We start from the raw sequence: 24,610 nt of genomic DNA, 5'->3' as shown, positions 1-24,610 counted from the left end.
GATGTTCAGCAAAGCGGAATCAAAAAAATTACGGGAAGACTTCTGGATCGCCTTTGGAAAATCGTATCCTAGAAAATGGATACTGTACAACACCAAGGTGAAAGGCCTCGCCTTTAAATTTCATTTCGATCTGAAAAAAGCCATGGTTTCCATAGATATCGAAACCGATGACCTAGAAAGGCGCATCACCCTTTGGGAGAAATTTCAATCCTTACAGTCCCTACTCCAATCAGAAGAATACCTTCCCGACGCTGTTTTCGATGAAGCCTTTTTTCTATCGAACGGAAAAGAAATTTCAAGAATATACGTCACCTTGGAAAACGTATCGATTCACAACAAGAACACTTGGCAAGAAACCATGATCTTTCTAAGCCAACAAATGGCACGAATAGAACTGTTCTTTCAAGACTTCAGGGAAATTATCGAGTAGGCTCAAGAAAGCTTCATACGGTGACGAAGCCCCTTTTCCAAGCCCGTAAGCTGGGCCATGCCCAAAGCCCTGCCGATAAGTGAATAGCCTGGGTAAAAATCGCCCTGCCGTTTTTTATCATCCAACAATACATGGCCATGGTCGGGCCGTAGTGGGATGGCCACATCGGACCTACCGGCCCCTTTCCGTTTCAACTGCTCTTTTATAAGGGCTTCCATTACCCCTTCCATCATCACCGAACCATTAAGGTGCTCGGCTTCGTAAAACGCCCCACTCGGGCTCAATTGTACATTCCTCAAGTGGATAAAATGAATACGGTCGCCAAAATCTTCAATAATTTTCACCAAATCGTTATTGGGCGAAGCCCCTAGTGACCCCGAACAAAAGGTAAAACCGTTGTGCAGTGAAGGGTAACCATCACAAATGGACTTAAAATCTTCGTAGGTCGAAGTTATTCTTGGAATCCCGAAAACCGAAAATGGAGGGTCATCGGGGTGAATGGCCATATGGATGCCCAACTTTTCCGCCTCTGGCAATATGGCTTTAAGAAAATACGCCAAATTCTCTTGAAGCCCGCTTTTTGAAATTTGACTTACCCTTGCCAAATTCTCCCTGAAAGCCGACATTTGAATAGGTTCCTTGCTTCCGGGTATCCCCGCAAGAACAGCATTTTCCAGGGCCTGTTTTTCTTGAGCGGACAAGCTTTTAAAATAGGCTTCCGCCTTACTTACCACACTCGCTTCGTATACCTCAGCGGCACTCTCTCGCTCTAAGATATAGAGATCAAAGGCCGCAATGGCAATCGGGTCATAGCGTAAACTTGATGTTCCGTTGGGCAATTGGTAATCGAGATGGGTACGCGTCCAATCTATAAGCGGCATGAAATTATAGCAAATCGTATAAATATTGTGCTGCGCCAAGTTCTTCAGGGTTTGAATATAGTTCCCTATATACATATCCCTTTCCGGAAGGCCGTATTTAATGGCATTGTGAACGTTAACGCTCTCTACCACCGACCATTCCATGCCGTGCCGTTCGATTTGATGCTTTACATCGGCAATGGCCTCAACGGGCCACACCTCCCCTGTAGGTATACTGTGGCAAGCCGTAACGACACCTTGGGCACCCAATTGTGCTATATCGGCCAGGGTCACCCCAAAATCGGGCCCGAACCACCGGTAAGTCTTCTTTAGGTAGTCCATATCAAACTCCGGTAAAAGAATTGAAACCACCGTCTACATCGTATACGGTTCCCGTTACAAAGGAGGAGGCTTCACTCAAAAGGTAATGTACCATTCCATTGAGTTCAGAAGCATCGCCAAATCGGTTCATAGGGGTTTTTGCCAGTATTTTTTTGCTTCGCTCCGTATAGGAACCATCTTCATTGATCAAAATCTTTCTATTTTGATTCCCAATAAAAAAGCCTGGAGCTATGGCATTCACCCGAATTTTATCATTGAATTTAGTAGCCAGTTCTTCGGCCATCCACTTGGTAAATATATCAATGCCCGCTTTGGCCATGGAATAGCCCAAAACCCTAGTTATGGACTGCTTCGATGCCATGGAAGATATATTGACAATGGAACCATAGCCCTGCTCGGCCATTAATTGACCCATAACAATTGTGGGGAGCACACTGCCAAAGAGATTGAGATTTACCACTTCTTTGGTGTCTTCCAGTGAGATATCAAAAATTGTCTGATTCGGTTGCAAGGTGGCACCGGGCAAATTTCCCCCGGCCAAATTGATCAAACCATCGATCTTGCCATGGGCTTCCTTTATCTTCTTTCGTAACAGCACCAGCTCATTTTCCTCCATCACATCCACAACATAAGCCGCAGTACTAGCTTCGGAAATGGTATTTAATGCTTTACGTTTAGCGTCTAATTTTTCAACCGACCGCCCCAATAGAATTACTTTGGCCCCATTTTGTACAAGGTATTCCGCTATGGAACCCCCTAAGACCCCGGTGCCCCCTGAAAGGGCTATTGTTTTTTCTTTTAGATCAAAAAGGTTGTTCATATCTAGTTTTTCTTGGCCAGTTCGTAGGCCTTGGTGGTCGTATAGTATTTACTGATCATATTGGGCACTTCCCATTGAGGCAGTTCCCCGGCTTCCATATACTTCAAATAATTTTCGGTCACCTGGCCAAAATGGGCCTCATGTCCGATTTTAAAAGTATCGGGAATATTGACCTTATAGCTACCGTCTCCCATTTTCTCCATGGCCGTACCTTGAAACTGCTTTGATATCTTATCGGCAATGGCCTTGTTCAACACCTCTTCAAATCCGTCCGTTTGATGGGGTACGACGTACAAGGTAGGTTTGTAGCCCTCTTCCTTTCCTTGTTTGATGACCAGGTCACTTTTGGTACCCCGCATAATACTATAATGCGTATCACCGGTACCCTCAGGTGCTTGATAGTTCCAGATTACCGATACCTTGGCATGTTTGCCATTGATTTTATAGACCATTTCACCATTACAGAACACATTCAGTTTATCATCCTTTAAATCCTTTTTTAAATACTCGGGATAGCCATCAAGGCCGGTGACTTTCTGGAATTCGTCGGTGGTAAGTACGGTAGGCCAACGTTTGGCCTTTACCATTTCAATATTGTTGGTATCTATTATTTGATTAGGAAAAGCTTCCCATTGTACCAAGTCTACCAAGTGGGTGGTAACATCAACGATGCCTTCCCCCTCTTCGTTTACGTCAAAAAACCAAGCCGGACGCACTAGGGGCTGACCGGAAACATACTTAAAAAAGTGATGCACACTTTCCTTACTAATAGCGGGTTCCTCGGGCGTACCGTCCACTAATTCCCCGAAAACATCGGGCAATGCGGAAAAAGTTTTTTGCATTAATGTAGTAGACTCGAAACGTTCGGTCATTATATCGTAGATCAACACCCCGTTCTTCTCTGCGATATCAAAAGCCTGCTGTAGTTTTTTAAATCCCTCGGGATTAATAACCAAAGGCTTATCGGCATACACGTTCAACCCTGCCTTTACCGCCTCAAGTACGTAATCTATTTTTTTACTGTTCTTCCCGGCAACGATCATAACGTTACCCGGTTTATCGGCGATCATTTTTTCGAGATAGTCATCACCTAAGTATTTTTCGACTTTCCAGGCCGTGGGTGATTCTTCGCGAGAATTATAACTGTTTATCTTGTTCAAAAAATCTTTTACTTCAGGACCGTCGGGAGCAAAAAGATAAATAGTGGAATCAACTTGGGGATACATTTTTTTCTGTACCAAGGCAGCATGAAAATGACCGGGATCCAAAGTCATTAATTTCACCTTGTTGCCTGTCTTTGCTTCGACCATTTTAGTATCCGTTTTTTTTTCGCCGCATGCGATGCTGAGCAGTAAAAGTAAAAATGCGATTTTATTTTTCATGTAATCACCTGTTTGTATCGCCTTTGACCGAAAACCGGTTCAGGCGTCTTTTTCTTTCTATTGAATAAAAACCTTGAAGATGTGTAAAAAGCCCGTTCGAAAGGAACGGGCTCTTTGGACTTTAGTATTTTACATAATCCGTTCCGTAAGGCTTTCTTTGCTCACGGTGTAACATGGCATTGGCCTCGGCATCGTTGATAAAGACTTCCTTATCATAATCCCATTCCAGTTTTCTATCGAACTGCATGGCGATGTCACTGATCAAGCAGATGGCACAGGCCTTATGTCCTTTTTCTATTGGTGAAATAGGAGCTTTTCGGGTCTTGATACAATCTAACCAGTTTCCATGTTGGTCATCAATTTTTTCTAGGTGGATTTCATTTTCACCGATTACCGATTCTAAAATCTTAGGATCGGAAGCATTTAAGGCCCTACTGCTCTTTTCCTTATCCACCGGATCAGTGGCGGAAGCTTGGTAAGAACCACGTGAAACGAAAATCCATCCATCCGTACCTTCGTAACGGATACCGTTCGTATACCCTCCACTGGTGTATACGGTAATACCGTTATCATACTCGTGTTTTACAAAGAAATCGCCGTGTACGTTCCACAGCCCCGATTTTGGGAATTCGGCCAAAGCCTCTACGGAAATCGGTCCGCTTAATTCGGTATTCATACCCCATGCCGCGGAATCATAATGGTGCTGTCCCCAGCCTGTGATCATTCCGGCGCCATAATTACGCGAACGCAACCAGCCCGGTCTGCTATACCCATCTTGGGGATGTACCCCTATCTCGGTATACGGCACTTCTGGGGTAGACCCCAACCACATATCAAAATTCAAATTTGGAGGTACGGGCATTGCCGGTGCCTCAGGACCCGCAGGATCGCCCGGCAAACCGATTTTAACGGTGTGAATTTTACCGATACGACCATTTCTTACCAATTCTGCGGCAATCCTAAATTGCGGCATGGCACGTTGCTGCGTTCCTACTTGCAAAATGGCACCTGTTTTTTGAACAACCTCGCGCAATTGCTGACCTTCCCTAACGGTTAAGGAAGTAGGCTTTTGAACGTAGATGTCCTTTCCGGCCAAAGCAGCTTCCATTGCAGGTTGTGAATGCCAATGATCGGGCGTACTGATCACTACCGCATCAATATCTTTGTTCAAGAGCATTTCGCGATAATCTTCGTATATTTTTGTTCGGTTATATTTGGCCTTACCCGTCTTTTTTTGATAAAACCCATCTACTAAAAGCTTGGCATCTGCCGCCCTTTTGGAATCAAGATCACACACAGCCAAATAATTAGCTTGGTCAAAACGAATAGTATCGTGAATATCATGACTTCTGGCAATACGGCCACAACCGATCTGCCCGATGTTTATTTTATTACTTGGTGCATTTTTGCCCAATACATGGGCCGGTACAATGCTAGGAAAACCCACCAAAGCGGCGGTACTTAGAGCTGTTCTGTTTATAAATTTTCTTCTCTCCATCGTTATTTGGTATTACTAATTATTGATTATGTCTGTTTTGGGTTGTTGGGCAAATAGCTGCCAGTACGCTTCGGCTTCCCCTGCTTGCAATGTACCATCAAAAACTACCATTCGGTAATTCAATTCGTATTTTTTATTCGGTTCTATTTTCCATTCTTCATGACGTATCGGGCAAAATTCAAAGAACATATCGCCTCTTCCCCCATTGGCATCTATAGGCCATATACGCATCGGTTCGGGATGGTTTCTGTTTTTCGGGTGGCTCATGAACAAAATTCCGTTCGTACCTTTTCCGTCTGCCGATTCACCTGATACGATACACCATCTCGCATTGGTCCCGTCCGCCGTTAAACGGTCGTTGCCCTCCGAAGTCAGCACCGTACAATTATCGGCCTTCCACCTTTCGTTAAAACGCAGCCCCAATCCACCGCCATAGCGGTAGGCTTCGAACAATATCCCGTTTTGCAAGGGCGTACTGAATTCACTTTTGTAGTCGAACATATAGCGATCAGGCCGGTTCAAATTCCACAAACGCACCTGAAGATCCTCATTCAAGGCTATTTGGGGTTCTTCTTTGGTCTTAAGATCGATATGTTCTTGGCCCGCGGTAAACGAGGCATAGACATCGCCCGATTCCTCATTTTTGAATTCCTTAAACAGAACCGTTCCCATACCTTCTCCCAAGTTCCAAAAATCTACTCGCTCACCATCGACCTGGGTATGGGTCCATGGTCCCCAAAGTCCATAATGATGGTAATGGTCGTTAGGTTGAATACGGGTAAGCGTATCGCCCTTAGGTGTGATAATGGGATGAATGTATCCCGATTTTTTAAAGATGGAATCTACCCCGTTCGGGGGATAGGTCATTTCATACCGATAGGAAACAGCAGGCTTATTTTGAAAGCCCAGCTGTAAACTACCATTTCGTTTTTGTTCAGAGATACCACTTTCCGACTTCACCGATGACAGTCCGTTTTCCAAGCGATAGCTTAAGGGGCCATCATTGTTTTTTTCCGTAACCGGAACAAACCAGATTTTGTGCTGTTCATGGTCTACTTGAAAAGGAATCTCCATATCTTCTTTTCCTTCCTGAAAAAGCACCATAGCTTTTTCTATATCTATTTGAGCTTCTTGGGCCTTGGTCAAATCAAAACCGACCGGCTGTGTTAAAAAAATTCCGTCATCTTTTTCTACCGTAAAGCGGATTGAATTTTTAGTACTACAAGACCAAAAAGTCGAAATAAAAAGAAAAAGAGCAATCGTACGCATAAACAATATTTTAGATGACGGAATTAAAACAAAAACTAACTTAAACAAATTTAATGCTAACTACCACTCTCTGTTTCAGGTATACTGGTCAGGGGCGCAACGTTCAGTTCCGCACCAGGGTAGCCTTCATTTTGATTGATCCGCCCTTGGGTATTGGCATTAATTGCCGATGAAGGCACAGGCCATAATACGTGGTAGGGACTCATGGTATACTCATCCCCATGAATGGTCTTCACCCCTTTGTTATAAAAATCGGTAACCTCCATAATGCGGTCGTACCAGAAATTCTTTTGGGAGAAATTGTCCATACTATAAGTTTCACCATTGTAAGCGGTCTTTCCGGTCATAGCAAAAATGTAGGCTATACGTGTAAGTTCCGTCTTTCGTGGTTCTTCGTAATAAAGTTCACGGGCGCGCTCATCAAGTATAACATCTATATTTACATCTGCGGCCGCTATGTCGTCGGCTTCGGCCCTTCTTCTAACGGCATTGATATCATTGGCCGCCTCTGCCAGGTTTCCTTTCCAAAAATAGGCTTCGGCCCGCAATAAATGGGTTTCCGCTATGCGAAAAACGTACCAATCCGAATGTCCACCTGAAGGTTTAACGTTCAAGGGATCTGGAATAGAAAATTTATAATGTGGAAAATCATACCAGTTACGAATAGTATCTGAACATAAGGCCGTACCGTCAGGAAGATACAATTCTAAATTCTTACCGTAATACGAATTTCCAGCTTCTTTCAAACTTGGCGCGTTATACACTAAATCTTCCATTTGAACCCAGTTGCCATCTTTAAACCTTTGGTCATTATTGGCATCTTTCCAGATTTGCTCCGTACTATAGGCCGTACCACGGTTTCTGCCGATACCTCTACCATATTCAAAAACTTGGTTGATTTCGGCGTCAGGTGAATCGGACATTCCGTTCTGCCCATCGGGAGTATTGATAAATCGCCACCATAAAGGCACGGCTTGGCGTTGTACGCTCGTAGCGGCACGCGAACCATTATCTTCAAATTCCAAGCGACTGATAGACATCAATATTCCTTCCGTATTGGCGGGTATACTCTTGTTCTGTGGCCTGTGCAAATCCCAGGTCACATCTTTGGTGGCATCGGCGGCTGTTGAGCCAAACCTATCGGTCATCAGCCTATGGGCACTTCCATCGATAACTTCCGATGCAGAAGCTATGGCCCCATCAAAATCGGCCAGTGCCAAATTCACCTTGGTCAGTAAGTGAAATACCGCTGCCCTACTGACATCGCCCTTGTTCGATCCTTCGGGAACCATTACTGCAGCCGCTTTTAGGTCATCTTGAATTTTCTCCAGTATGGTCGTTCGGCTAGTACTTACAAAATCAAGTTTAGGAGTCTTTACCTCTTCTAGCACAAAAGGAACATCGCCAAACTGTTGAGTAAGCCTGTAATAGAAATAAGCCCTTAAAAAATAGGCTTTACCGAGAATTGCATCCCGCTCGGCATCATTTTCAAATTCGGCATCGTCAATTCTACCGATTACCGTATTGTTGAACTTTATCCCTTCATAGAAAAGGTTCCAATACCATCCGATCCTATTGGTGTTGGAGCTATTCAAGTTGGCATCCGGTAGGATCAGCAAGTTTAAATCTTGGGCCGGACCCGATTTGTCGGTAGTTCCTTCCACGGCAACCTCTGAAAATATATTCTCCGTAATGATCGGTGCCCCATCTCCGTAGAACTCCGAAGTAAGTCTTGCCAATGCATTATTGTTTAAGCTATTCAATCCATCAGGAGTATTCAGGGCATTCCCGGGGGTAAAAAAGGACTGCGGTTCCGCATCTAAAAATTCTTCCTCACACGAGATAAAGGCCAAGGCAAAGACAAAAGTCAAGCCTAATAACGTTTTTCGATATTTATATAATTCTTTATTCATTGTCTATTTATTTAGAATATTAAAGGCTAATGTCTAACCCTACCGTAAAGAATCTAGGCGTGGGTAAAGTGGGGTTATTACTTCCGTTAGAATTTCTACCTTCTATATCGGTTGGTTCCGGATCATAAAAATCCCAATGTGGTGCCCAAACGGCTAAGTTTCTTGCATTGGCGTACACCCGTAATTTCTGAACCGCAAATTTTTGGGTAAACTCCGTTGGAAAACGATAGGCAATGGTAACATTGTTCAACCTTATGAAAGAGGCGTCCCTCCATATACTGTAACTGGCACTACCATCACTTGAAAACAACCTCGCATATTCATTGGTCGGGTTCTCAGGGGTCCAGTATGGCGTTTGAATGGAATTGGTCCGGTCAATAAAGCCATTTCTGTTCTTGGCTTCGTTGAACAAACGTTTCTGTCCCCAATTGGAATACATTTCAAAAGAAAAGTCGATGTTTTCAAAGAGGGTAAAGCGGTTAGACATGGCCGCTTGAAACCTTGGCGTTCTATGCCCGATAAACTTTTTATCCTCGTCGGTAAACAGGCCATCATTATTGACATCCCTAAGCTTGAAATCTCCTGGGGAAAGTCCTACCGCAGCTGCGGCTTCGGCCTCGTCTTCCTGAAAAACACCAAGAACCTCATAATCCCAGATTACATCGGAAGCCTCACCGATGAACCATCGGTTTGAAATATCGTCAAGCTCTTTTCCATTTTCATCTAAATCACCATACAGTTCGTTGATCTTACTGCGGTTAAGGGAAAAATTGAAGTTGGTTGTCCAGTTGAAATTCTCCTTGTCATAGTTTAAGGTAGAAAGACTAAATTCAATACCCTTGTTCTCTACCTCCCCTAGATTGGTAAATACGGAAGTAAATCCAATAATATCGGGAAGCCTTCTCTGAACAAGAAGATCGGTAGTAATATTTCTATACGCCTCGATCGAACCTTCAACAATACCATCGGCCAAACTAAAATCGAGGCCGAAGTTTATCGCCTTAGTTGTTTCCCATTTTAAATCAGGACTTTCTTGGGTGAAATTATTAAATGTAGGTACGGTAAAGACTTCGCCTTCAGCATTGGCATTCAAGTATTTGCCAGCCCTTAATTGGGATAAGGATACAAAGCGACCAATTTCCCTATTTCCATTTTCACCATAGGTAGCCCTTAATTTTAAAAAGTTTACGAAATCGGAATTAAAGAAACTCTCGTTCGAAATGGTCCAAGCCCCTGCAATAGAAGGAAAGTACCCCCTCTTATTACCCGCCCCAAAGGCCGAGTAACCATCTCTTCTCATCGTCAAGGTAAGTAGATAGCGCGAATCGTAATTGTAGTTGAAGCGCGTCATGAACGCATCGCCCGTACTGGTTACATCTTCACTACTTACCGTTGGAACGGTACCAAGTTCAAGACTACTAAAGCCTAAGGCATCGTTAGGTTCAAATGTAGTGGCATTGGCCACGGTCTCATAAGACCTGAATTTCTCGGCATATGCCAAAAAGGTCAAATCAAACTGATGCTTGTCTATGGTCTTGTTCCACCTTAAGATATTATCCAATTGCCATTCTGATATTCTTCTGTTGGCCCTAGAACCCTCACCCACAACATTTTGAGGACTAGCAGATTGCAAATGCCTATAATATTCCCGAAACTCCAATCTATTGGTATAGCCCAGCTCATAAGTAAACCCCAAGGGCAATTTCACTTTGGCATACACTCTTGAATTAAAGGTATGTTCCAAATCTATCAAATCGGTAAACTGTTGAGATAAAAAAGCATTGGTCGCCCCTGCCCCGCTATCGTCTTGAGGACTCAATCTAGGGTTGCCATTATCATCGAACTCCGAACCAAAAGGAGAGGATCTTTCTATCTGTAGTCTATCTGCCGCGATAAAACCTTCATCACGTTTGGCAAACTGGGTATTCATACCCACGGTCAACCAATCATTTATATCGGCATCAAGGTTTAAACGCGACCTTAAAGTTTGAAATTTTTCACCTTCGTATATCCCCTCGTTCGATGTACGTCCGATAGACCAATAATAATTTAATCCATTATTCCTTCCAGAAATACTGGTATTGATATCGTTTCTAATACCGGTTCTAATGATACGGTCATACCAATCGATAGACTTTCCTTCCAAGTAGTTATTGATTTCAACATCTTGAAATCCGATACGGTTCAACCAAGCCCGGGTAGGATCGCCGGCAGAACCATCATAAGCCAACCACTCTTCTACGGTAACTCCTTCCGGTAAGTTATTAGGATTGTCGTACCGGCCCGGATTATCTTTTGTCAATTGTGGGTTGATACTCTTGAATACATCGGTTCTCCAGTTGGCGTAGCCTTCCGGTCCGTACGGTCTTTCCTTATAAGCATCCGTAGCTATACCCACACTCGAATTAATATTAATGGTGGGTTTGTCGCTGGTACCCCTTTTGGTCGTAATCAAAATTACCCCACTGGAGCCCCTAGCACCATAAACCGCAGCAGAACTAGCATCTTTCATTACATCCAAACGGTCAATATCGGACGGTGCAATATCTGACAAATCCCCATTATATATAATACCATCGACCACAATTAAAGGATTGGACCCTGCCGAAAGACCATTGTTCCCCCGAATTCTAATATTACTGACCCCTTTAGGCCCAGAAGACAAACCAATACTTAAACCTGCCACATTACCACGCAAGACATCGGTAACGGAATTCGTAGATTGGTCGGCCAAATCTTCTGCCTCTACTTGAGAGATGGCACCTGTTAGATCTTTTTTCTTCACCGCCCCATACCCGACAAGAACTACCTCATCTAGGGTAGAAGCACTTGGCTCCATAGCGGTGTTGATTTGAGACTTGCCCTCAATGGCAATCTCTTGTTCGGCGTAACCAATGTAACTTATCACTAAAGTTGCATTTTGATTGGAAACCGAAATGGAATAATTCCCGTCAAAATCGGTAGATACCCCATTTGTAGTGCCCTTTTCCACGACGGAAGCTCCTGGCAAGGGAGCATCATACTCATCGGTTACCGTTCCCGTAACCGTAAAATCATCTTGCGCTAATGCCGAATAAGACAAGAACAGCATAGGAAACAAGAGAAATAGCGTTCGTTTAAATAGCCTAAAATGGTTTAGTAGTTGCTTCATACAATGTGTATTAAAAATTGGTTTTGATTATTTAGGTCTTGTCGACTTGAAACAAAACTATAAAATTTTATGAATTGCGCAACCGATTGCGTAAATTAATTACATAAAAATTGAGAAATAGTCATTTTAGACACCCAAAAGCGGCCTACAATATTGAAATAAAGTGCAATAATTGATTTTAGAAGAAAATATCATTGTATATTTCTATTTGTTGCGTAATATTGTTGCAGTAACATTGCACTACCCAAATGGCAAAAAAGATAACGATATACGACCTGGCCCAAAAGCTGAATATCTCCCCCGCCACTGTAAGTCGCAGCTTGAACGACCATCCGGCCATCAGCCAAAAGACAAAGGACAAAGTCTTGTCCGTTGCCAAGGAAACCGGTTATAGAACCAATAAGTTCGCGGCCAACCTCAGCAAACAAAAATCCAATACCATTGGGGTCATCGTACCCAAGCTCAATTCCATTTTTATGTCTACCGTTTTATCGGGCATAGAGAAAATAGCCAATAATTTCGGCTACAACCTGGTCATTAGCCAGTCCTTGGAATCACAGGAAAAGGAAAAACTCAATGCAAAAACGCTTTTTGATAGCGGTGTCGACGCCCTTCTGGTCTCCTTGGCCTACGAGACGGACGATTACGACCACTTCACGACCTATACCGATAGAAAAATACCGCTTTTGTTTTTCGATAGGGTATGCGACCTTCCCAATTGCCCCACGATTTCCATAGATAACGAAGCCGCTGGATATGACGCCACACAGCATCTCATAAAAAACGGTTGCCAAAACATTGTACATATAAGTGGTAGCCTTAAGCGCAACGTTTACGCGGGCAGACTGGAAGGCTATAAAAAAGCCCTGTACAAAAACAAGTTTCCGGTCAAGCCGGAAAACATTATCGAAAGCGACCTGAACATCGGCCAGGTAAAAGAGTTCGTAGCCCGTATAAAAGCTTCGGAACAGAAGGTAGACGGTATATTCGTTTCCAACGACACCTTTGCCGCAAACTGCATCAAAGAGCTGATAAAAGAAGGATTCCGTATACCGGAAGACATTAAAGTTATCGGGTTCAACAACGACCCCGTCTCCGAGGTCATATCGCCCAGCCTATCCACAATTGAATACCCGGGCTACAAAATGGGCATTCTTGCCGGACAAAGCATCATCAGCCACTTAAGCGGATCGATCAATATTCAGTCCGCCGACCAAATCCTCATCAAACATAAATTAATAGCTAGGGAATCTACCCAAATCTAAAGACACGCATTACCCATGAAAAAGAATATCACCGCCTTATTTTTACTCGTTACCGGTTTCATTTTCGCCCAACAAATAGAAAAATTTAAAATTACCGACGAATGGCTGGCCCAAATAGAACAAATGGCCCCATCCGAAACCACCGTAAAAGATGTGTCAAAAAAGAAAATACTGGTCTTTTCAAAGGCTACCGGCTTTGACCACTGGACCATTCCGCACAACGCGGAAATGCTTAAGATTTTAGGTACAAAAACCAATGCCTTTGAGGTCCACATCGCTTACGACGTTGAAAGCTTCGATAAAAAGAACCTAAAAAAATACGATGCGGTTGTATTTAACAATTGCAATCCCTCGGGACCTAAGCGAGATTTGTTCTGGGATTTATTACAGCAAAATTCAAATCTTCCCGACCAAGAAATCACCGCCCTATCAAAGCAGTACGAGACCAATTTAATGAACTACGTAGCCAAGGGTGGCGGACTTATGATCCTACATGGCGCCATTACCGTTCAGAACAACTCTAAGGAGTTCAGCCAAATGACCGGCGGCAGCTTTGACTACCATCCGAAACAACAAGAAATGCACGTTAAGGAAGTGGACCCCAAGCACCCCTTAGTACAAGCCTTTAAAGGAAAGGGCCTTACCCATGTGGATGAACCCTACTTTTTCAACAATGCCTATTTCGACTATAATTTCAGACCCTTACTTTACATTGAAATCGATAAGCTAGAAGGCATGAAAAAGGAAGTCGACGAAAAGGTAAACTATGTTTCTTGGATCAAAAGACATGGCAAAGGCCGCGTTTTCTATAGCTCCCCATCACATAACGCCCAAAGCTTAGACCACCCTGGGTTACTTCAATTTTTCTTGGATGGCCTACAATATGTTGTTGGCGACTTAAAATGTGACGACTCCCCTATCGGAAAATAAAGGGAATTAAAATCGTTGTATTAAACTAGGGTTCTTTTGACTTACACAAGGATACTTTCTGTATTTCTACTACCACAAACAGAGCAAAAAACCGATTCTGGCCGCGCGAAGCATCGCCAGTGTAAATAGACAGGGGCAATGCAAAACCATGTGGTTTTGCATTGCCCCTTGCTCCTTCCCAGACCGCGGCAAACCCTAAGCCCAATGATACGGTCCTAAGCCTTTCCAACCACAGAAGAAATCAGCTTAGAATATCCTTCATTACGTGTCCGTGTACATCGGTCAATCGAAATCTTCTACCTTGGTGTTTATACGTAAGTTTTTCGTGATCATACCCGAGCAAATACATAAGGGTTGCTTGAAAATCATGTACATGAACCGGATTACTGATAATATTATACCCGAACTCATCGGTTTCCCCGTAACTAAGTCCCTTTTTCACACCAGCACCGGCCATCCAAATGGTAAAACACCTAGGATGATGATCCCTACCATAATTGGTTTTGGTCAATTTTCCTTGGGAATAATTGGTTCTACCGAATTCTCCTCCCCATACGATCAAGGTATCTTCCAACAAACCTCTTTGCTTTAAATCTTGTACCAATGCCGCTGAAGGCTGGTCGGTGTCCTTACATTGTCCCCGAATTTGTTTCGGCAGGTTTCCATGTTGGTCCCACCCACGATGGTACAACTGAATAAAGTTGACATCTTGTTCGACCAAACGTCTTGCCAACAAACAATTAGCGGCATAGGTACCGGGAATTCGCGAGTCAGGCCCATACATTTCATAGATATGGTCAGGTTCTTTTGTGACATCCATCACTTCCGGTACCGAAGTCTGCATACGATAGGCCATTTCATACTGTGCAATACGGGTTTGTATTTCAGGATCTTGCTCCTTCTGGTACTGCATTTCTTGAATTTTTTGATAATAATCCAATGAAGACCTGCGCGACATATCGGAAATCCCATCGGGGTTATTCAAAAACAATACAGGGTCTTTTCCCGACCTAAATTGTACCCCTTGATGCAAAGAAGGTAAAAAACCACTTCCCCACAGACGTGAGTTCAAGGGTTGGGGCGCGAGGTTTCCACTACCATCGGAAAGCAAAACACAAAACTCGGGCAAATTCTTATTAGAACTACCCAAGCCATAGCTCAACCAAGAACCGATACAAGGTCTTCCCGGTTGTTGTGAACCCGTTTGAAAAAAGGTTATGGCCGGGTCGTGATTTATGGCATCGGTGTTCATACTCTTTATAAAACACAGATCGTCAACGATCTTCGCCGTATGGGGCATAAGCTCGCTTACCCAAGCCCTACTTTCCCCATACTGGTCAAACTTGAACTGAGCCCCTGCCAAGGGAAAAGATTGCTGACCTGCCGTCATTCCGGTTATACGTTGACCCTGCCTAATAGAATCGGGAAGTTCCTCACCGTTCATTGTTTCAAGCAAGGGCTTATAATCCCAAAGGTCATGCTGAGAAGGACCACCACTTTGAAAAAGGTAGATCACCCTTTTTGCCTTTGGGGCAAAATGTCGCATATCGGGCATACCCGGCGGGGGACTCCCCATGCTGCCCACCTGGCCCAAAGCCTTGAGAGGATTGGAAAGGGCCGCCAAGGCCATGCCCCCAATACCAAAACCCGTCTTGGTAAGAAAATGTCTCCTATTGATTTCAAGACCTTGCCTTACTTCCGGTTGATTATGGAACTTATTTAAATCCGAAAATTTCATCTGTACCTTGTTTTATCTTTTCATAATCGTTTCATCAAAACTCATGATCGTATTACACACCACGGTCATGGCCGCCACCTCTACCGGAAATTGCCCCATTTTTACCGGGGTGTAACCTAAGGCCAATAATTTTTTTGCTTCCCTGGGATTATTCTCGAAACGCACCTTCTCCTTGGCGTAATGTTCCTCTAAAAGTTGAATCGTATTTTTATCGGGGCTTATGCCCGTTAGCAAACGATAGGCCAGTACTATTTGTTCCCGTATCCCTCTTTTATCCCTGACCACCCTTTCAGCCAATACGCGGGCCGCCTCCACAAATTGAGGGTCGTTAAGCAAGGAGAGCGCCTGTAAGGGAGTGTTGGTCTCTGCCCTCTTCACGATACAGTAATCCCTGGAGGGCGCATCGAAAATCGTCATCGTAGGCGGTGGCGAAGCCCTCCTCCAAAACGTATAAAGCGACCTTCTATACAGCTTATCCCCTTCATCTTCCCGATAAGACCTTAAATAAACCGAGTTTCCCGTAATTTCCTCCCAGAGCCCTTCGGGCTGGTATGGTTTTACACTAGCCCCTCCTATTTCATCAACCAGTAGGCCGCTCGATGCCAAGGCCAAATCCCGTATAAATTCCCCTTGCAGCCTGTTGCTCGGACCGCGGGCCAACATTTCATTGTCCGGATCATCTTTTCTTTCATCAACGGGAACTCTAGACGACTGTTGATAGGTAGCGGACATTACAATGGTTTTCATCATTTTTTTGACGTCCCACCCAGAATCGATAAAAGATTTGGCCAAATAATCCAATAATTCAGGATGATGCGGCAAGGCCCCTTGGTTACCGAAATCTTCCACCGTTTTTACGATACCTTGACCGAACAATAATTGCCAATAACGGTTTACGGTCACCCTTGCCGTCAAGGGATTTCTTTCATCGACCAACCAATTGGCCAACCCCAAACGATCGGGTTGAAATTCTTCCGTAAAGGGAAAAATATCCTCAGGTGTTCCTGCGGAAACCTCCTCTAAGGGAATATCATAAGCTCCCCTATCAAGAATATAAGTAGGCCTAGGCTCTTTAAGGTCTCCCATTATCATAACCGTAGGAACGGTATCCAATATGGTATTTTTCTCTTTCCGAAGCGATTTAATCTTGTTGCTTATCGCTTTTTGCTCACTACTCTCCGTAAGCAAATAGTGCTCTTTTAACGCCTCTTTCGAGAAGTTGTCCGGAGCCACTTTAGCTTCCTCGAACAAAGCAAAGGCTTCAACCTCGCTTAACTCCCTATTGTAAATTTTCAGGTCATCCATTAGACCAAAACCGTCTACTTCGACCTGATAATCGATTTTCCCTCCAAGGGTCATCCTTCCATTACCCCGGGAGATGGCTTTAGTGAGTTCATCTAAGAGCACTTGCTTTTTCGACTTTTTACCATCGCTATAAATTTGAATACCACTGGCACTTCCCGACCCGTCATAAACAAAGGTCAAATGCACCCATTCATCTTTAGCGAGCGGCTTCTCCGTACGCACCGAAATCATGTTGGCCGGCAAACTATTGATAAGCCGTATGCTAGGATAGCCGTTTAAGACCGTCATCTCATACCCCTTATAATTGTCATTTTTACCCCCAACATGCATCAATAAGGGCATGTACTCGTTCTCGTGATGCGAATTGACCCAGAAACTAAAAGAAAAAGGATCCGACACACCAAAGTCCAACTTCGTATCATTGATCCGAAGAACGTCATACCCTGTAAACTTAAACCCTTTTCCCTTCTTACCTTTGACCGGTTCAAATTCACCTCCTACCTCATAGGTTTTTTGAGCCCTACTAGCATCATAGACCTTTTTCGAATTGCTGTTTTCGAATGAAATATCGACTAGCAAGCCGTCATTTAAATCCAATTTCGGGTGGCTATATTTATCAACATCCAGCGATCTTTTTAAAGGCGATAGTTTTTTCTGCAAACTATCGACCTGAAAATCGATATAGGCTATAAGGTCATCGACCTCTTTGGTAGTCAGCAATAGCTGTGGCCCCGAATTACCATCATTAGGGGTCATTCCCCTTTCATTGACGCTGTTGAAGAAACTAAAAAATTGAAAATATTCCTTTTGGGAAATTTGGTCATATTTATGGTCATGGCATTTCGCGCACTGCATCGTCAAGCCCAAAAAGGCCGTTGATACGGTTTCCGCACGGTCGGCCGCATATTCGACCAAAAATTCCTCCAACACGATACCACCTTCGGCATTTAGTTTCTGATTTCTCAAAAAGGCCGTTGCCAGCTTTTGTTCACGTGTGGCGTTCGGAAATTTATCGCCGGCCACTTGCCAAGTAATAAAATCATTGTACGGCATATTACTATTGAATGCATCGATAACCCAATCACGCCACGGCCACATGGTTCTCACCCCGTCGGTGGAGTAGCCATGGGAGTCGGCATAGCGTGCGATATCGAGCCACTCTACCGCCATTCGCTCCCCATAATGCGAAGATGACAACAGGCGATCGACCACCTTTTCATAGGCCTTGTCACTGTCGTCGGCCATAAAATCGTCGATTTCATCTATGGTAGGGGGAAGTCCCGTTAAATCAAGGGAAAGCCTTCTTAGCAATAATTCCTTATCCGCTTTAACATTGGGCTTCAACCCATTGTTTTCCAGTTTTTTCAGAACAAAATTATCTATAGGGTTCTGCAACCAATCCTCATTCTTCACTTTGGGCACCGAAGTCTTTTTCAGGCTTGCATAAGACCAGTGCGGCTTGTACTCCGCCCCTTGGTCGATCCATTTTGCAATCATGGCGATTTCAAATTCGGTCATAGACAGATTGAACTTCGGCGGGGGCATCCGTAATTCGGGGTCATCCGAAACCATTCTTTGATAGGCCCTACTTTTTCCAATACTTCCGGGAACAAAGGCATGCCCTCCCGATTCGAGCGTCTTTTTCAATGCCCCTTCGGGAATATCCAATCTCAAGCCTGCCTTAACCCCATTTTTATCGGGCCCATGACAAGTAAAACATCGATCGGAAAGTATAGGTTTTATATGGTAATTAAAATCAACTTTTTCAGGAAGGACATCGGCATATTTTTCATAAGCCTTATCGGAACATGCCGATGCCATTAAAATTAGAAAAGCAACAAACAAAACCGACTTTGTACGCTCAAGGCATCTATTTAATGAAATCAACTTATTCTCATTCAAAGGCATAGTTCTCTTCTTTAGTCTAAAATACAATTTAATTAACGTATCCTGGGTTCTGCTCGAGTTCCCCTAAGGTATTTAGCTCTATTTCGGCAAATGGGATAGGGAACAGGTTATTAAAAGGCTCGATAGTAAGTCCCGCAAAAGGATTGCCGAGAACCGTCTTATCGAAAAGAAATAATTTGGTTTGATTGGTATTGATTGCAAAAAAAACAAAACTATAATTTTTTAAATATCACGCAACCGATTGCGCAAATATTTTCTAAATATTTAATGATTTTATCAAAAAATCAGTGTGATTTGTAGGATAAAAACGTATTTATTGATTTTTTATTTAAAAAAAACTTTCATTTTATTGCTCATTAAAAATTGTTGCGTAATATTGTTGCAGTAACATTGCACTCTCCAAAATGGCTAAAAAAATAACGATATACGACTTGGCCCAAAAGCTGAATATATCTCCTGCCACCGTAAGTCGTAGTCTGAACGACCATCCGGCCATCAGCCAAAAGACAAAGGACAAAGTCTTGTCCGTCGCCAGGGAAACCGGCTATAGAACCAATAAGTTTGCCGCCAACCTTAGCAAGCAACGGTCCAAAACCATTGGGGTCATCGTGCCCAAGCTCAATTCCATTTTTATGTCTACCGTATTATCGGGCATAGAGAAAATAGCCAATAATTTCGGCTACAACCTGGTCATTAGCCAGTCCTTGGAATCGCAGGAAAAGGAAAAACTCAATGCAAAAACGCTTTTTGATAGTGGGATCGACGCCCTTTTGGTCTCCTTGGCCTATGAAACGGAGAACTACGACCACTTCACGACCTATACCGATAGAAAAATACCGCTTTTGTTTTTCGATAGGCTTTGCGACCTACCCAATTGCCCCACGATTTCCATAGATAACGAAGCCGCCGGATACGACGCCACACGGCATCTCATAGAAAAAGGTTGTAAAAATATCGTACATATTACCGGTAGCTTAAGACGAAACGTTTATACCGATCGTCTGGAAGGATACAAAAGGGCCCTGTATAAAAACAAGCTTCCGGTCAGGCCCGAAAACATTATCGAAAGCGACTTGAACATTTATAAGGTTCAAGAGTTCGTGGCCTATATAAAGGCTTCGAAACATAAGGTAGACGGTATATTCGTTTCCAACGACACCTTTGCGGTAAACTGCATCAAAGAGCTTAAAAAAGAGGGATTCCGTATTCCTGAGGACATCAAAATCATCGGGTTCAACAACGACCCCGTCTCCGAGGTCATATCACCCAACCTTTCCACAATTGAATACCCGGGCTACAAAATGGGCATTCTTGCAGGACAAAGCATCATCAGCCATTTGAACGGGTCGATAAACATTCAATCCGCAGATCAAATTATCATTAAACATAAATTAATAGCTAGGGAATCTACCCAAATCTAAAGACACACATTACCCATGAAAACAAACATTACCATTACCGCCTTATTTTTACTTGTTACCGGTTTCATTTTTGCCCAACAACGGGAAAATTTCAAAATTACCGACGAATGGCTGGCCAAGATAGAGCAAATCGCCCCATCTGAAACTACCGTAAAAGACGTATCAAAAAAGAAAATTCTGGTCTTTTCAAAGGCTACCGGCTTTGACCATTGGACCATTCCGCACAACGCGGAAATGCTTAAAATTTTAGGTAAGAAAACCAATGCCTTCGAAGTACATGTCGGATACGACATTGAGAATTTCGACAAAAAAAACCTAAAAAAATACGACGCAGTTGTATTTAATAACTGCAATCCTAGAGGCAAAAAAAGGGACCTGTTTTCCGATTTATTGGAAGACAACACTTCCTTCTCGGCCCAAGAAATAGCAGCCAAATCGGCCCAATACGAAAAAAACCTGCTCGATTATGTAGCCAAGGGTGGCGGACTGATGATCTTACACGGCGCCATTGTTGTACAGAACAACTCTATGGAATTCAGCAAAATGACCGGCGGTAGCTTTGACTACCATCCGAAACAGCAGGAAATGCACGTTAAGGAAGTAGATCCAAACCATCCCTTAGTACAGGCCTTTAAAGGAAACGGCCTTACCCATGTAGACGAGCCCTACTTTTTCAAGAACGCCTACTTCGATTACAACTTTAGACCCTTGCTCTATATCGATACTAACAAGATCGAAGGAATACGCCATACGGTTACAAATGACAAGAACTATGTTTCTTGGATCAAAAGACATGGCAAAGGCCGTGTTTTCTATAGCTCCCCTTCACATAATGCCCAAAGTTTAGACCACCCAGAGCTACTTCAGTTTTTCTTGGATGGCCTACAGTATGTTGTCGGCGACTTAAAATGCGACGACTCCCCTATTGGAAAATAAAGGAATTTAAAATCGCTGTATTAAACTAGGGTTCTTTTGACTTGTACAAGGATACTTTCTGTATTTCCACTACCATAAACAAGACAAAAAACCGATTCTGGCCGCGCGAAGCATCGCCAGTACAAATAGACAGGGGCAATGCAGAACCACATGGTTCTGCATTGCCCCTTACACTTTCTTAGGCCGTGGTAGCCCCTAAGCCCAATGATACGGTCTTAAGCCTTTCCAACCACAGAAGAAATCAGGTTAGAATATCCTTCATTACACGTCCGTCTACGTCGGTCAATCGAAATCTTTCTTTGAAATAGTTAGATTAATAAGAATTCTTCTCTTTAGGTCAAAAAAACTCATTTGACAACAATCATGGTCATCATCCAATTGCAATTGTAAATCATCTATTACACCAACTCAAGTTAGCCTGTTATTCTATCTTCTTGTATTAGACGCCGATTTACTTCTGTAATGGAAACTCCATCCAAGAATGCAAGACGATCATCAACGGAATGCATTTTTGTTCTTTACAAAATTGAGGTAATTATAAGGTTAAAGTCTTAAGTAAATGAATGTGGCTATAAATGAAAGTTTAATTTTCTAGTTATAGTTTCTTTTGGATTCTATTTTTAAAATCATCTATAAAACACTTCCAACAGTGTTATAAAATAAATAAGGGTAAACCACAACATTTAACCATTATAAACCATGATATAAAAATCGTTTTTTTTCAGGATGTCATTTCCTTAAGTACTTCCATAAGTTTACCACAACAATATATTCTCACATAAAGTGTAAGAAATGTTACTTTTGATACAACTAGAATAGTAAAACGGAATTATAATCAATACGCTTAAGACTTAATCAGACCATAATAAAAAAACAAGCAAGAATATAAAAATCTCTTACACAATAACATTATGAACAAACTAAGGCATCAAATTTTAATAGGTATTCTGGCATTTTTGGATCAAAAAAAATTAAAAAACAAAATCTATTTGTATTTAAAAAACAGTAGCGTTCAGCATTGCAACACTAAACTGTGTACCCTATAAAACAAATCAATTCGAGTGCCATAACATGAATACATATTATGTATTCACCAACACCAGAGGCATATGTATAAAAGAATTCTTTCTTGCTAAAGCAATCAATACTAATATAGCATAGAGAGGTTTCGAAAAAAAAATAGTTGTATTTAACGGAGTTTAGTCTTAAAGGATCTAATAAAGCACCGAAATACGAACTCTAAATATGAGGTTTTCACAAAAGAAATAATAGTTTTTTAAATATAGCGCACATAATAATTCCAAACATTTATTACGAAAATTAATAAGGATATAATCTTAATCTACCCAAAATCTACTTTAAAATGAAACAAAAAGTATTTGCTTTAACAGGCGTAACAGGGCACTTAGGCCGACATGTTTTTTTTGAGATCATCAAAGACCATCTTGATAATCTTGATACTCTCGAAATTTTTATTTTAGGACGCGCATCTTATGATCAGTCATTATCAGAACGTATTGAAGACATACTTCTTAATGACGGAATGGATTATTTGTCAATGAGTCCGAATAATTTTCCTTTGATACTATCATTTTTACGTACAAATATTCGTTGTATCAATATCGATCTGTCGACTGATGAACTAATCAATAGTACAGAGTACAGAAAACTAGTTGGGAAACGGATAGATTACTTCTTACATATCGCCGCTTCTACCGATTTTAGAGACAATGCTAAAACCAGAGAATGGCTAAACAGAACAAATGTAATAGGCACGTCAAAAATATTAGAATTAGTATCAAGCCTGATTGTTAAGGAGTTTGGTTATGTTAGTACTGCTTATGCTTGTGGAAAAACCTACGGAGATGTTAAACCAGATTATACGAATTTGGATCAAGAATTCAGAAACCCATATGAAAAAAGTAAGTTAGAGGGTGAGCTTTTGGTAAGAACGTTTCAACAACGCACAGGAATTAGATGTCGAATATTCAGGCCTTCTACAATTTGTGGCCGATTAATCGAGCAAAAGAAAGGAGCTATTAATAAATTTGATGTTTTTTATAGCTGGGCTGCCTTTTTTCTAAGATGGAAAATAAAACAACTAAATTATACTGAAGACATCTACAACATTCCATTAAAAGTAAATTTACGAATAATGGTCAATAAAAATGCCGGATTAAATATTGTTCCTGTAGACTTCGCGGCCAAAATACTTTACCAGATTTGTATTCAAAATATAGAAGGGGACTATTTTCATTTAGTTAATGAAGTCGAAACACCACATGAGTTTTATATACCAAGACTTTTAGAAGTAATTAATCTGTCTGGCTTTTCTTTCGTTAGTAGTACTCCTAACAATCTTAGTTTATTAGAGAATTTTTATTATAAAACAATTGGGACTATTTTTGAAGGTTATATGATACAGAACGCTATCAAATTTAATACTGATAATCTTCAGGATCTTTACAAGAGACTAAATTTATATTGTCCTTCAATTGATGAAAACGATTTCAATTACCTCGTTCAATATGCTAAATCCAAGAATTTTGGCCTACAACTGACTACAAAAAGTGAACCTGTAAGCTTCCCTTAAAACCGAACTGTTTAAAAGTAGAATAGTAATCTTAATTTTAAACGTTATTATGAGGAAGAGTAGATTTTCACCCCCGCAGATCGCAGAGATTTTAAAAGAGTTCGATAATGGCAAGACCGTTGCGGATATAACCCGTGAACACGGTGTGAGTTCGGCCGCTTTCTACATGTGGCGTTCGAAGTACGCCGGAATGAGCGACAAGGAGCTCAGGCGCATAAAGGAACTGGAAGAAGAGAACCGAAAGCTCAAGCAGATGTACGCCAACTTGGCTTTGGACCATCAAATGGCGAAGGAAATCATCGAAAAAAGCTCTGAAGCCTTGCCGTAAGCGCAGTGTCGCCAAAGAACTTGTTCATTACGGTATCAGCAGGGCGTGCCGTGTATTGAATATGAGCAAGAGCGTCTACTATTATAAACCTTTTCCAAAGGACGATACCGAGATAGAGGATGCCTTGCGGCAAAAGACAAAAGAACATTCGGAGGAAGGCTTTTGCGAGGCCTACGACCGTTTGCGCAATGAAGGGAAGCCATGAAACCATAAAGGGGTCCACCGTGTGTACAAGGCCCTTGGACCACCTTTGAGAAGAAAAGTAAAGAAACGTTTGCCCGCAAGGGTGAAAGAGCCCTTAGAGGTACCCGATGGACTTAACCACACTTGGAGCATGGACTTTGTGACCGATGTCCTAGAAAACAAGAGACGCTTCAGGTCGTTCAACGTCATCGATAATTTTAATCGAGAAGCACTTCATATAGAAAGTCGACTTTTCCTTGACCAGCAATCGCGTTGTCTGGGTACTGAACCACCTTATCAATAAAAAAGGAAAGCCAAAGAGGATCCGCATGGACAAC

General features: G+C 42.3%; 15 protein-coding genes and 1 pseudogene. 7 read left to right on the top strand and 9 right to left on the bottom strand.

All coding sequences use genetic code 11. The annotated features are described in order from the left end of the window. Position 1: 1 nt before the first annotated feature. The gene (locus BW980_RS20430) at positions 2 to 430 is read left to right on the top strand and encodes a DUF4268 domain-containing protein (RefSeq protein ID WP_076457017.1); all 429 of its coding nucleotides are present in this window, start codon (positions 2 to 4) and stop codon (positions 428 to 430) included. A gap of 2 nt (positions 431 to 432) precedes the next feature. On the opposite strand, the gene uxuA is transcribed toward BW980_RS20430, so the two are convergent. The 7 genes from uxuA to BW980_RS20395 form a co-directional block, all read right to left on the bottom strand. Then, on the bottom strand, positions 433 to 1,632 hold the full coding sequence (uxuA, locus tag BW980_RS20425; protein ID WP_076457016.1) for a mannonate dehydratase: 1,200 nt from the start codon (positions 1,630 to 1,632) through the stop codon (positions 433 to 435). Position 1,633: 1 nt separating this feature from the next. Continuing rightward, positions 1,634 to 2,452: an SDR family oxidoreductase gene (locus tag BW980_RS20420; protein WP_076457015.1), complete on the bottom strand. Its 819-nt coding sequence runs from the start codon at positions 2,450 to 2,452 to the stop codon at positions 1,634 to 1,636. A gap of 2 nt (positions 2,453 to 2,454) precedes the next feature. Beyond that, complete coding sequence (locus BW980_RS20415; RefSeq protein ID WP_076457014.1) at positions 2,455 to 3,834, bottom strand: putative oxidoreductase C-terminal domain-containing protein; 1,380 nt, start codon at positions 3,832 to 3,834, stop codon at positions 2,455 to 2,457. A gap of 121 nt (positions 3,835 to 3,955) precedes the next feature. Beyond that, positions 3,956 to 5,332 carry a Gfo/Idh/MocA family protein gene (locus tag BW980_RS20410; RefSeq protein ID WP_076457013.1) on the bottom strand — a complete coding sequence of 459 codons (1,377 nt, stop codon included), beginning with the start codon at positions 5,330 to 5,332 and terminating at the stop codon, positions 3,956 to 3,958. Between the two features lie 15 nt (positions 5,333 to 5,347). After that, complete coding sequence (locus tag BW980_RS20405) at positions 5,348 to 6,601, bottom strand: DUF6807 domain-containing protein (RefSeq protein WP_076457012.1); 1,254 nt, start codon at positions 6,599 to 6,601, stop codon at positions 5,348 to 5,350. Between the two features lie 56 nt (positions 6,602 to 6,657). Next, complete coding sequence (locus tag BW980_RS20400) at positions 6,658 to 8,514, bottom strand: RagB/SusD family nutrient uptake outer membrane protein (protein ID WP_076457011.1); 1,857 nt, start codon at positions 8,512 to 8,514, stop codon at positions 6,658 to 6,660. Positions 8,515 to 8,533: 19 nt separating this feature from the next. Next, on the bottom strand, positions 8,534 to 11,665 hold the full coding sequence (locus BW980_RS20395) for a SusC/RagA family TonB-linked outer membrane protein (RefSeq protein ID WP_083690570.1): 3,132 nt from the start codon (positions 11,663 to 11,665) through the stop codon (positions 8,534 to 8,536). A gap of 248 nt (positions 11,666 to 11,913) precedes the next feature. Here BW980_RS20395 and BW980_RS20390 point away from each other — a divergent pair, with 248 nt between their 5' ends. Both BW980_RS20390 and BW980_RS20385 read left to right on the top strand, forming a co-directional pair. Further along, on the top strand, positions 11,914 to 12,930 hold the full coding sequence (locus tag BW980_RS20390; RefSeq protein WP_076457010.1) for a LacI family DNA-binding transcriptional regulator: 1,017 nt from the start codon (positions 11,914 to 11,916) through the stop codon (positions 12,928 to 12,930). 15 nt (positions 12,931 to 12,945) lie between these two features. After that, positions 12,946 to 13,860 (top strand): ThuA domain-containing protein, encoded by a 915-nt coding sequence (locus BW980_RS20385; RefSeq protein ID WP_076457009.1) that lies wholly within the window; start codon positions 12,946 to 12,948, stop codon positions 13,858 to 13,860. 241 nt (positions 13,861 to 14,101) lie between these two features. Here the strand turns inward: BW980_RS20385 and BW980_RS20380 are convergent, their stop codons facing one another. Both BW980_RS20380 and BW980_RS20375 read right to left on the bottom strand, forming a co-directional pair. After that, positions 14,102 to 15,598, bottom strand: coding sequence for a DUF1501 domain-containing protein (locus tag BW980_RS20380; protein ID WP_076457008.1), 1,497 nt, complete (start codon positions 15,596 to 15,598; stop codon positions 14,102 to 14,104). Positions 15,599 to 15,610: 12 nt separating this feature from the next. Then, a complete protein-coding gene (locus BW980_RS20375) occupies positions 15,611 to 18,724 on the bottom strand; it encodes a DUF1553 domain-containing protein (RefSeq protein WP_076457059.1) in 3,114 nt (1,037 codons plus the stop codon). 491 nt (positions 18,725 to 19,215) lie between these two features. Here BW980_RS20375 and BW980_RS20370 point away from each other — a divergent pair, with 491 nt between their 5' ends. From BW980_RS20370 to BW980_RS22225, 4 genes and pseudogenes are all read left to right on the top strand, one after another. Then, positions 19,216 to 20,232, top strand: coding sequence for a LacI family DNA-binding transcriptional regulator (locus tag BW980_RS20370; protein WP_076457007.1), 1,017 nt, complete (start codon positions 19,216 to 19,218; stop codon positions 20,230 to 20,232). Between the two features lie 15 nt (positions 20,233 to 20,247). Further along, positions 20,248 to 21,168 (top strand): ThuA domain-containing protein, encoded by a 921-nt coding sequence (locus BW980_RS20365; protein WP_076457006.1) that lies wholly within the window; start codon positions 20,248 to 20,250, stop codon positions 21,166 to 21,168. A 1,363-nt stretch (positions 21,169 to 22,531) separates the two neighbouring features. Then, positions 22,532 to 23,761 carry an SDR family oxidoreductase gene (locus BW980_RS20360; RefSeq protein WP_076457005.1) on the top strand — a complete coding sequence of 410 codons (1,230 nt, stop codon included), beginning with the start codon at positions 22,532 to 22,534 and terminating at the stop codon, positions 23,759 to 23,761. A gap of 49 nt (positions 23,762 to 23,810) precedes the next feature. Further along, positions 23,811 to 24,610: pseudogene (locus BW980_RS22225) on the top strand (transposase); the annotation flags it as partial.

Origin of the sequence: Zobellia uliginosa, from assembly GCF_900156625.1 — a bacterium.
Lineage (GTDB): Bacteria > Bacteroidota > Bacteroidia > Flavobacteriales > Flavobacteriaceae > Zobellia > Zobellia uliginosa.
This window is presented reverse-complemented; position numbering and strand designations above follow the sequence as displayed.

Excerpts from the sequence above, each read along its gene's own strand:
- BW980_RS20380 (WP_076457008.1), bottom strand. The coding sequence starts at position 15,598 with ATGAAATTTTCGGATTTAAATAAGTTCCATAATCAACCGGAAGTAAGG.
- BW980_RS20390 (WP_076457010.1), top strand. The coding sequence starts at position 11,914 with ATGGCAAAAAAGATAACGATATACGACCTGGCCCAAAAGCTGAATATC.
- BW980_RS20365 (WP_076457006.1), top strand. The coding sequence starts at position 20,248 with ATGAAAACAAACATTACCATTACCGCCTTATTTTTACTTGTTACCGGT.
- BW980_RS20400 (WP_076457011.1), bottom strand. The coding sequence starts at position 8,514 with ATGAATAAAGAATTATATAAATATCGAAAAACGTTATTAGGCTTGACT.
- BW980_RS20395 (WP_083690570.1), bottom strand. The coding sequence starts at position 11,665 with ATGAAGCAACTACTAAACCATTTTAGGCTATTTAAACGAACGCTATTT.
- BW980_RS20405 (WP_076457012.1), bottom strand. The coding sequence starts at position 6,601 with ATGCGTACGATTGCTCTTTTTCTTTTTATTTCGACTTTTTGGTCTTGT.
- BW980_RS20385 (WP_076457009.1), top strand. The coding sequence starts at position 12,946 with ATGAAAAAGAATATCACCGCCTTATTTTTACTCGTTACCGGTTTCATT.
- BW980_RS20415 (WP_076457014.1), bottom strand. The coding sequence starts at position 3,834 with ATGAAAAATAAAATCGCATTTTTACTTTTACTGCTCAGCATCGCATGC.
- uxuA (WP_076457016.1), bottom strand. The coding sequence starts at position 1,632 with ATGGACTACCTAAAGAAGACTTACCGGTGGTTCGGGCCCGATTTTGGG.
- BW980_RS20375 (WP_076457059.1), bottom strand. The coding sequence starts at position 18,724 with ATGGCATCGGCATGTTCCGATAAGGCTTATGAAAAATATGCCGATGTC.
- BW980_RS20410 (WP_076457013.1), bottom strand. The coding sequence starts at position 5,332 with ATGGAGAGAAGAAAATTTATAAACAGAACAGCTCTAAGTACCGCCGCT.
- BW980_RS20420 (WP_076457015.1), bottom strand. The coding sequence starts at position 2,452 with ATGAACAACCTTTTTGATCTAAAAGAAAAAACAATAGCCCTTTCAGGG.
- BW980_RS20370 (WP_076457007.1), top strand. The coding sequence starts at position 19,216 with ATGGCTAAAAAAATAACGATATACGACTTGGCCCAAAAGCTGAATATA.
- BW980_RS20430 (WP_076457017.1), top strand. The coding sequence starts at position 2 with ATGTTCAGCAAAGCGGAATCAAAAAAATTACGGGAAGACTTCTGGATC.
- BW980_RS20360 (WP_076457005.1), top strand. The coding sequence starts at position 22,532 with ATGAAACAAAAAGTATTTGCTTTAACAGGCGTAACAGGGCACTTAGGC.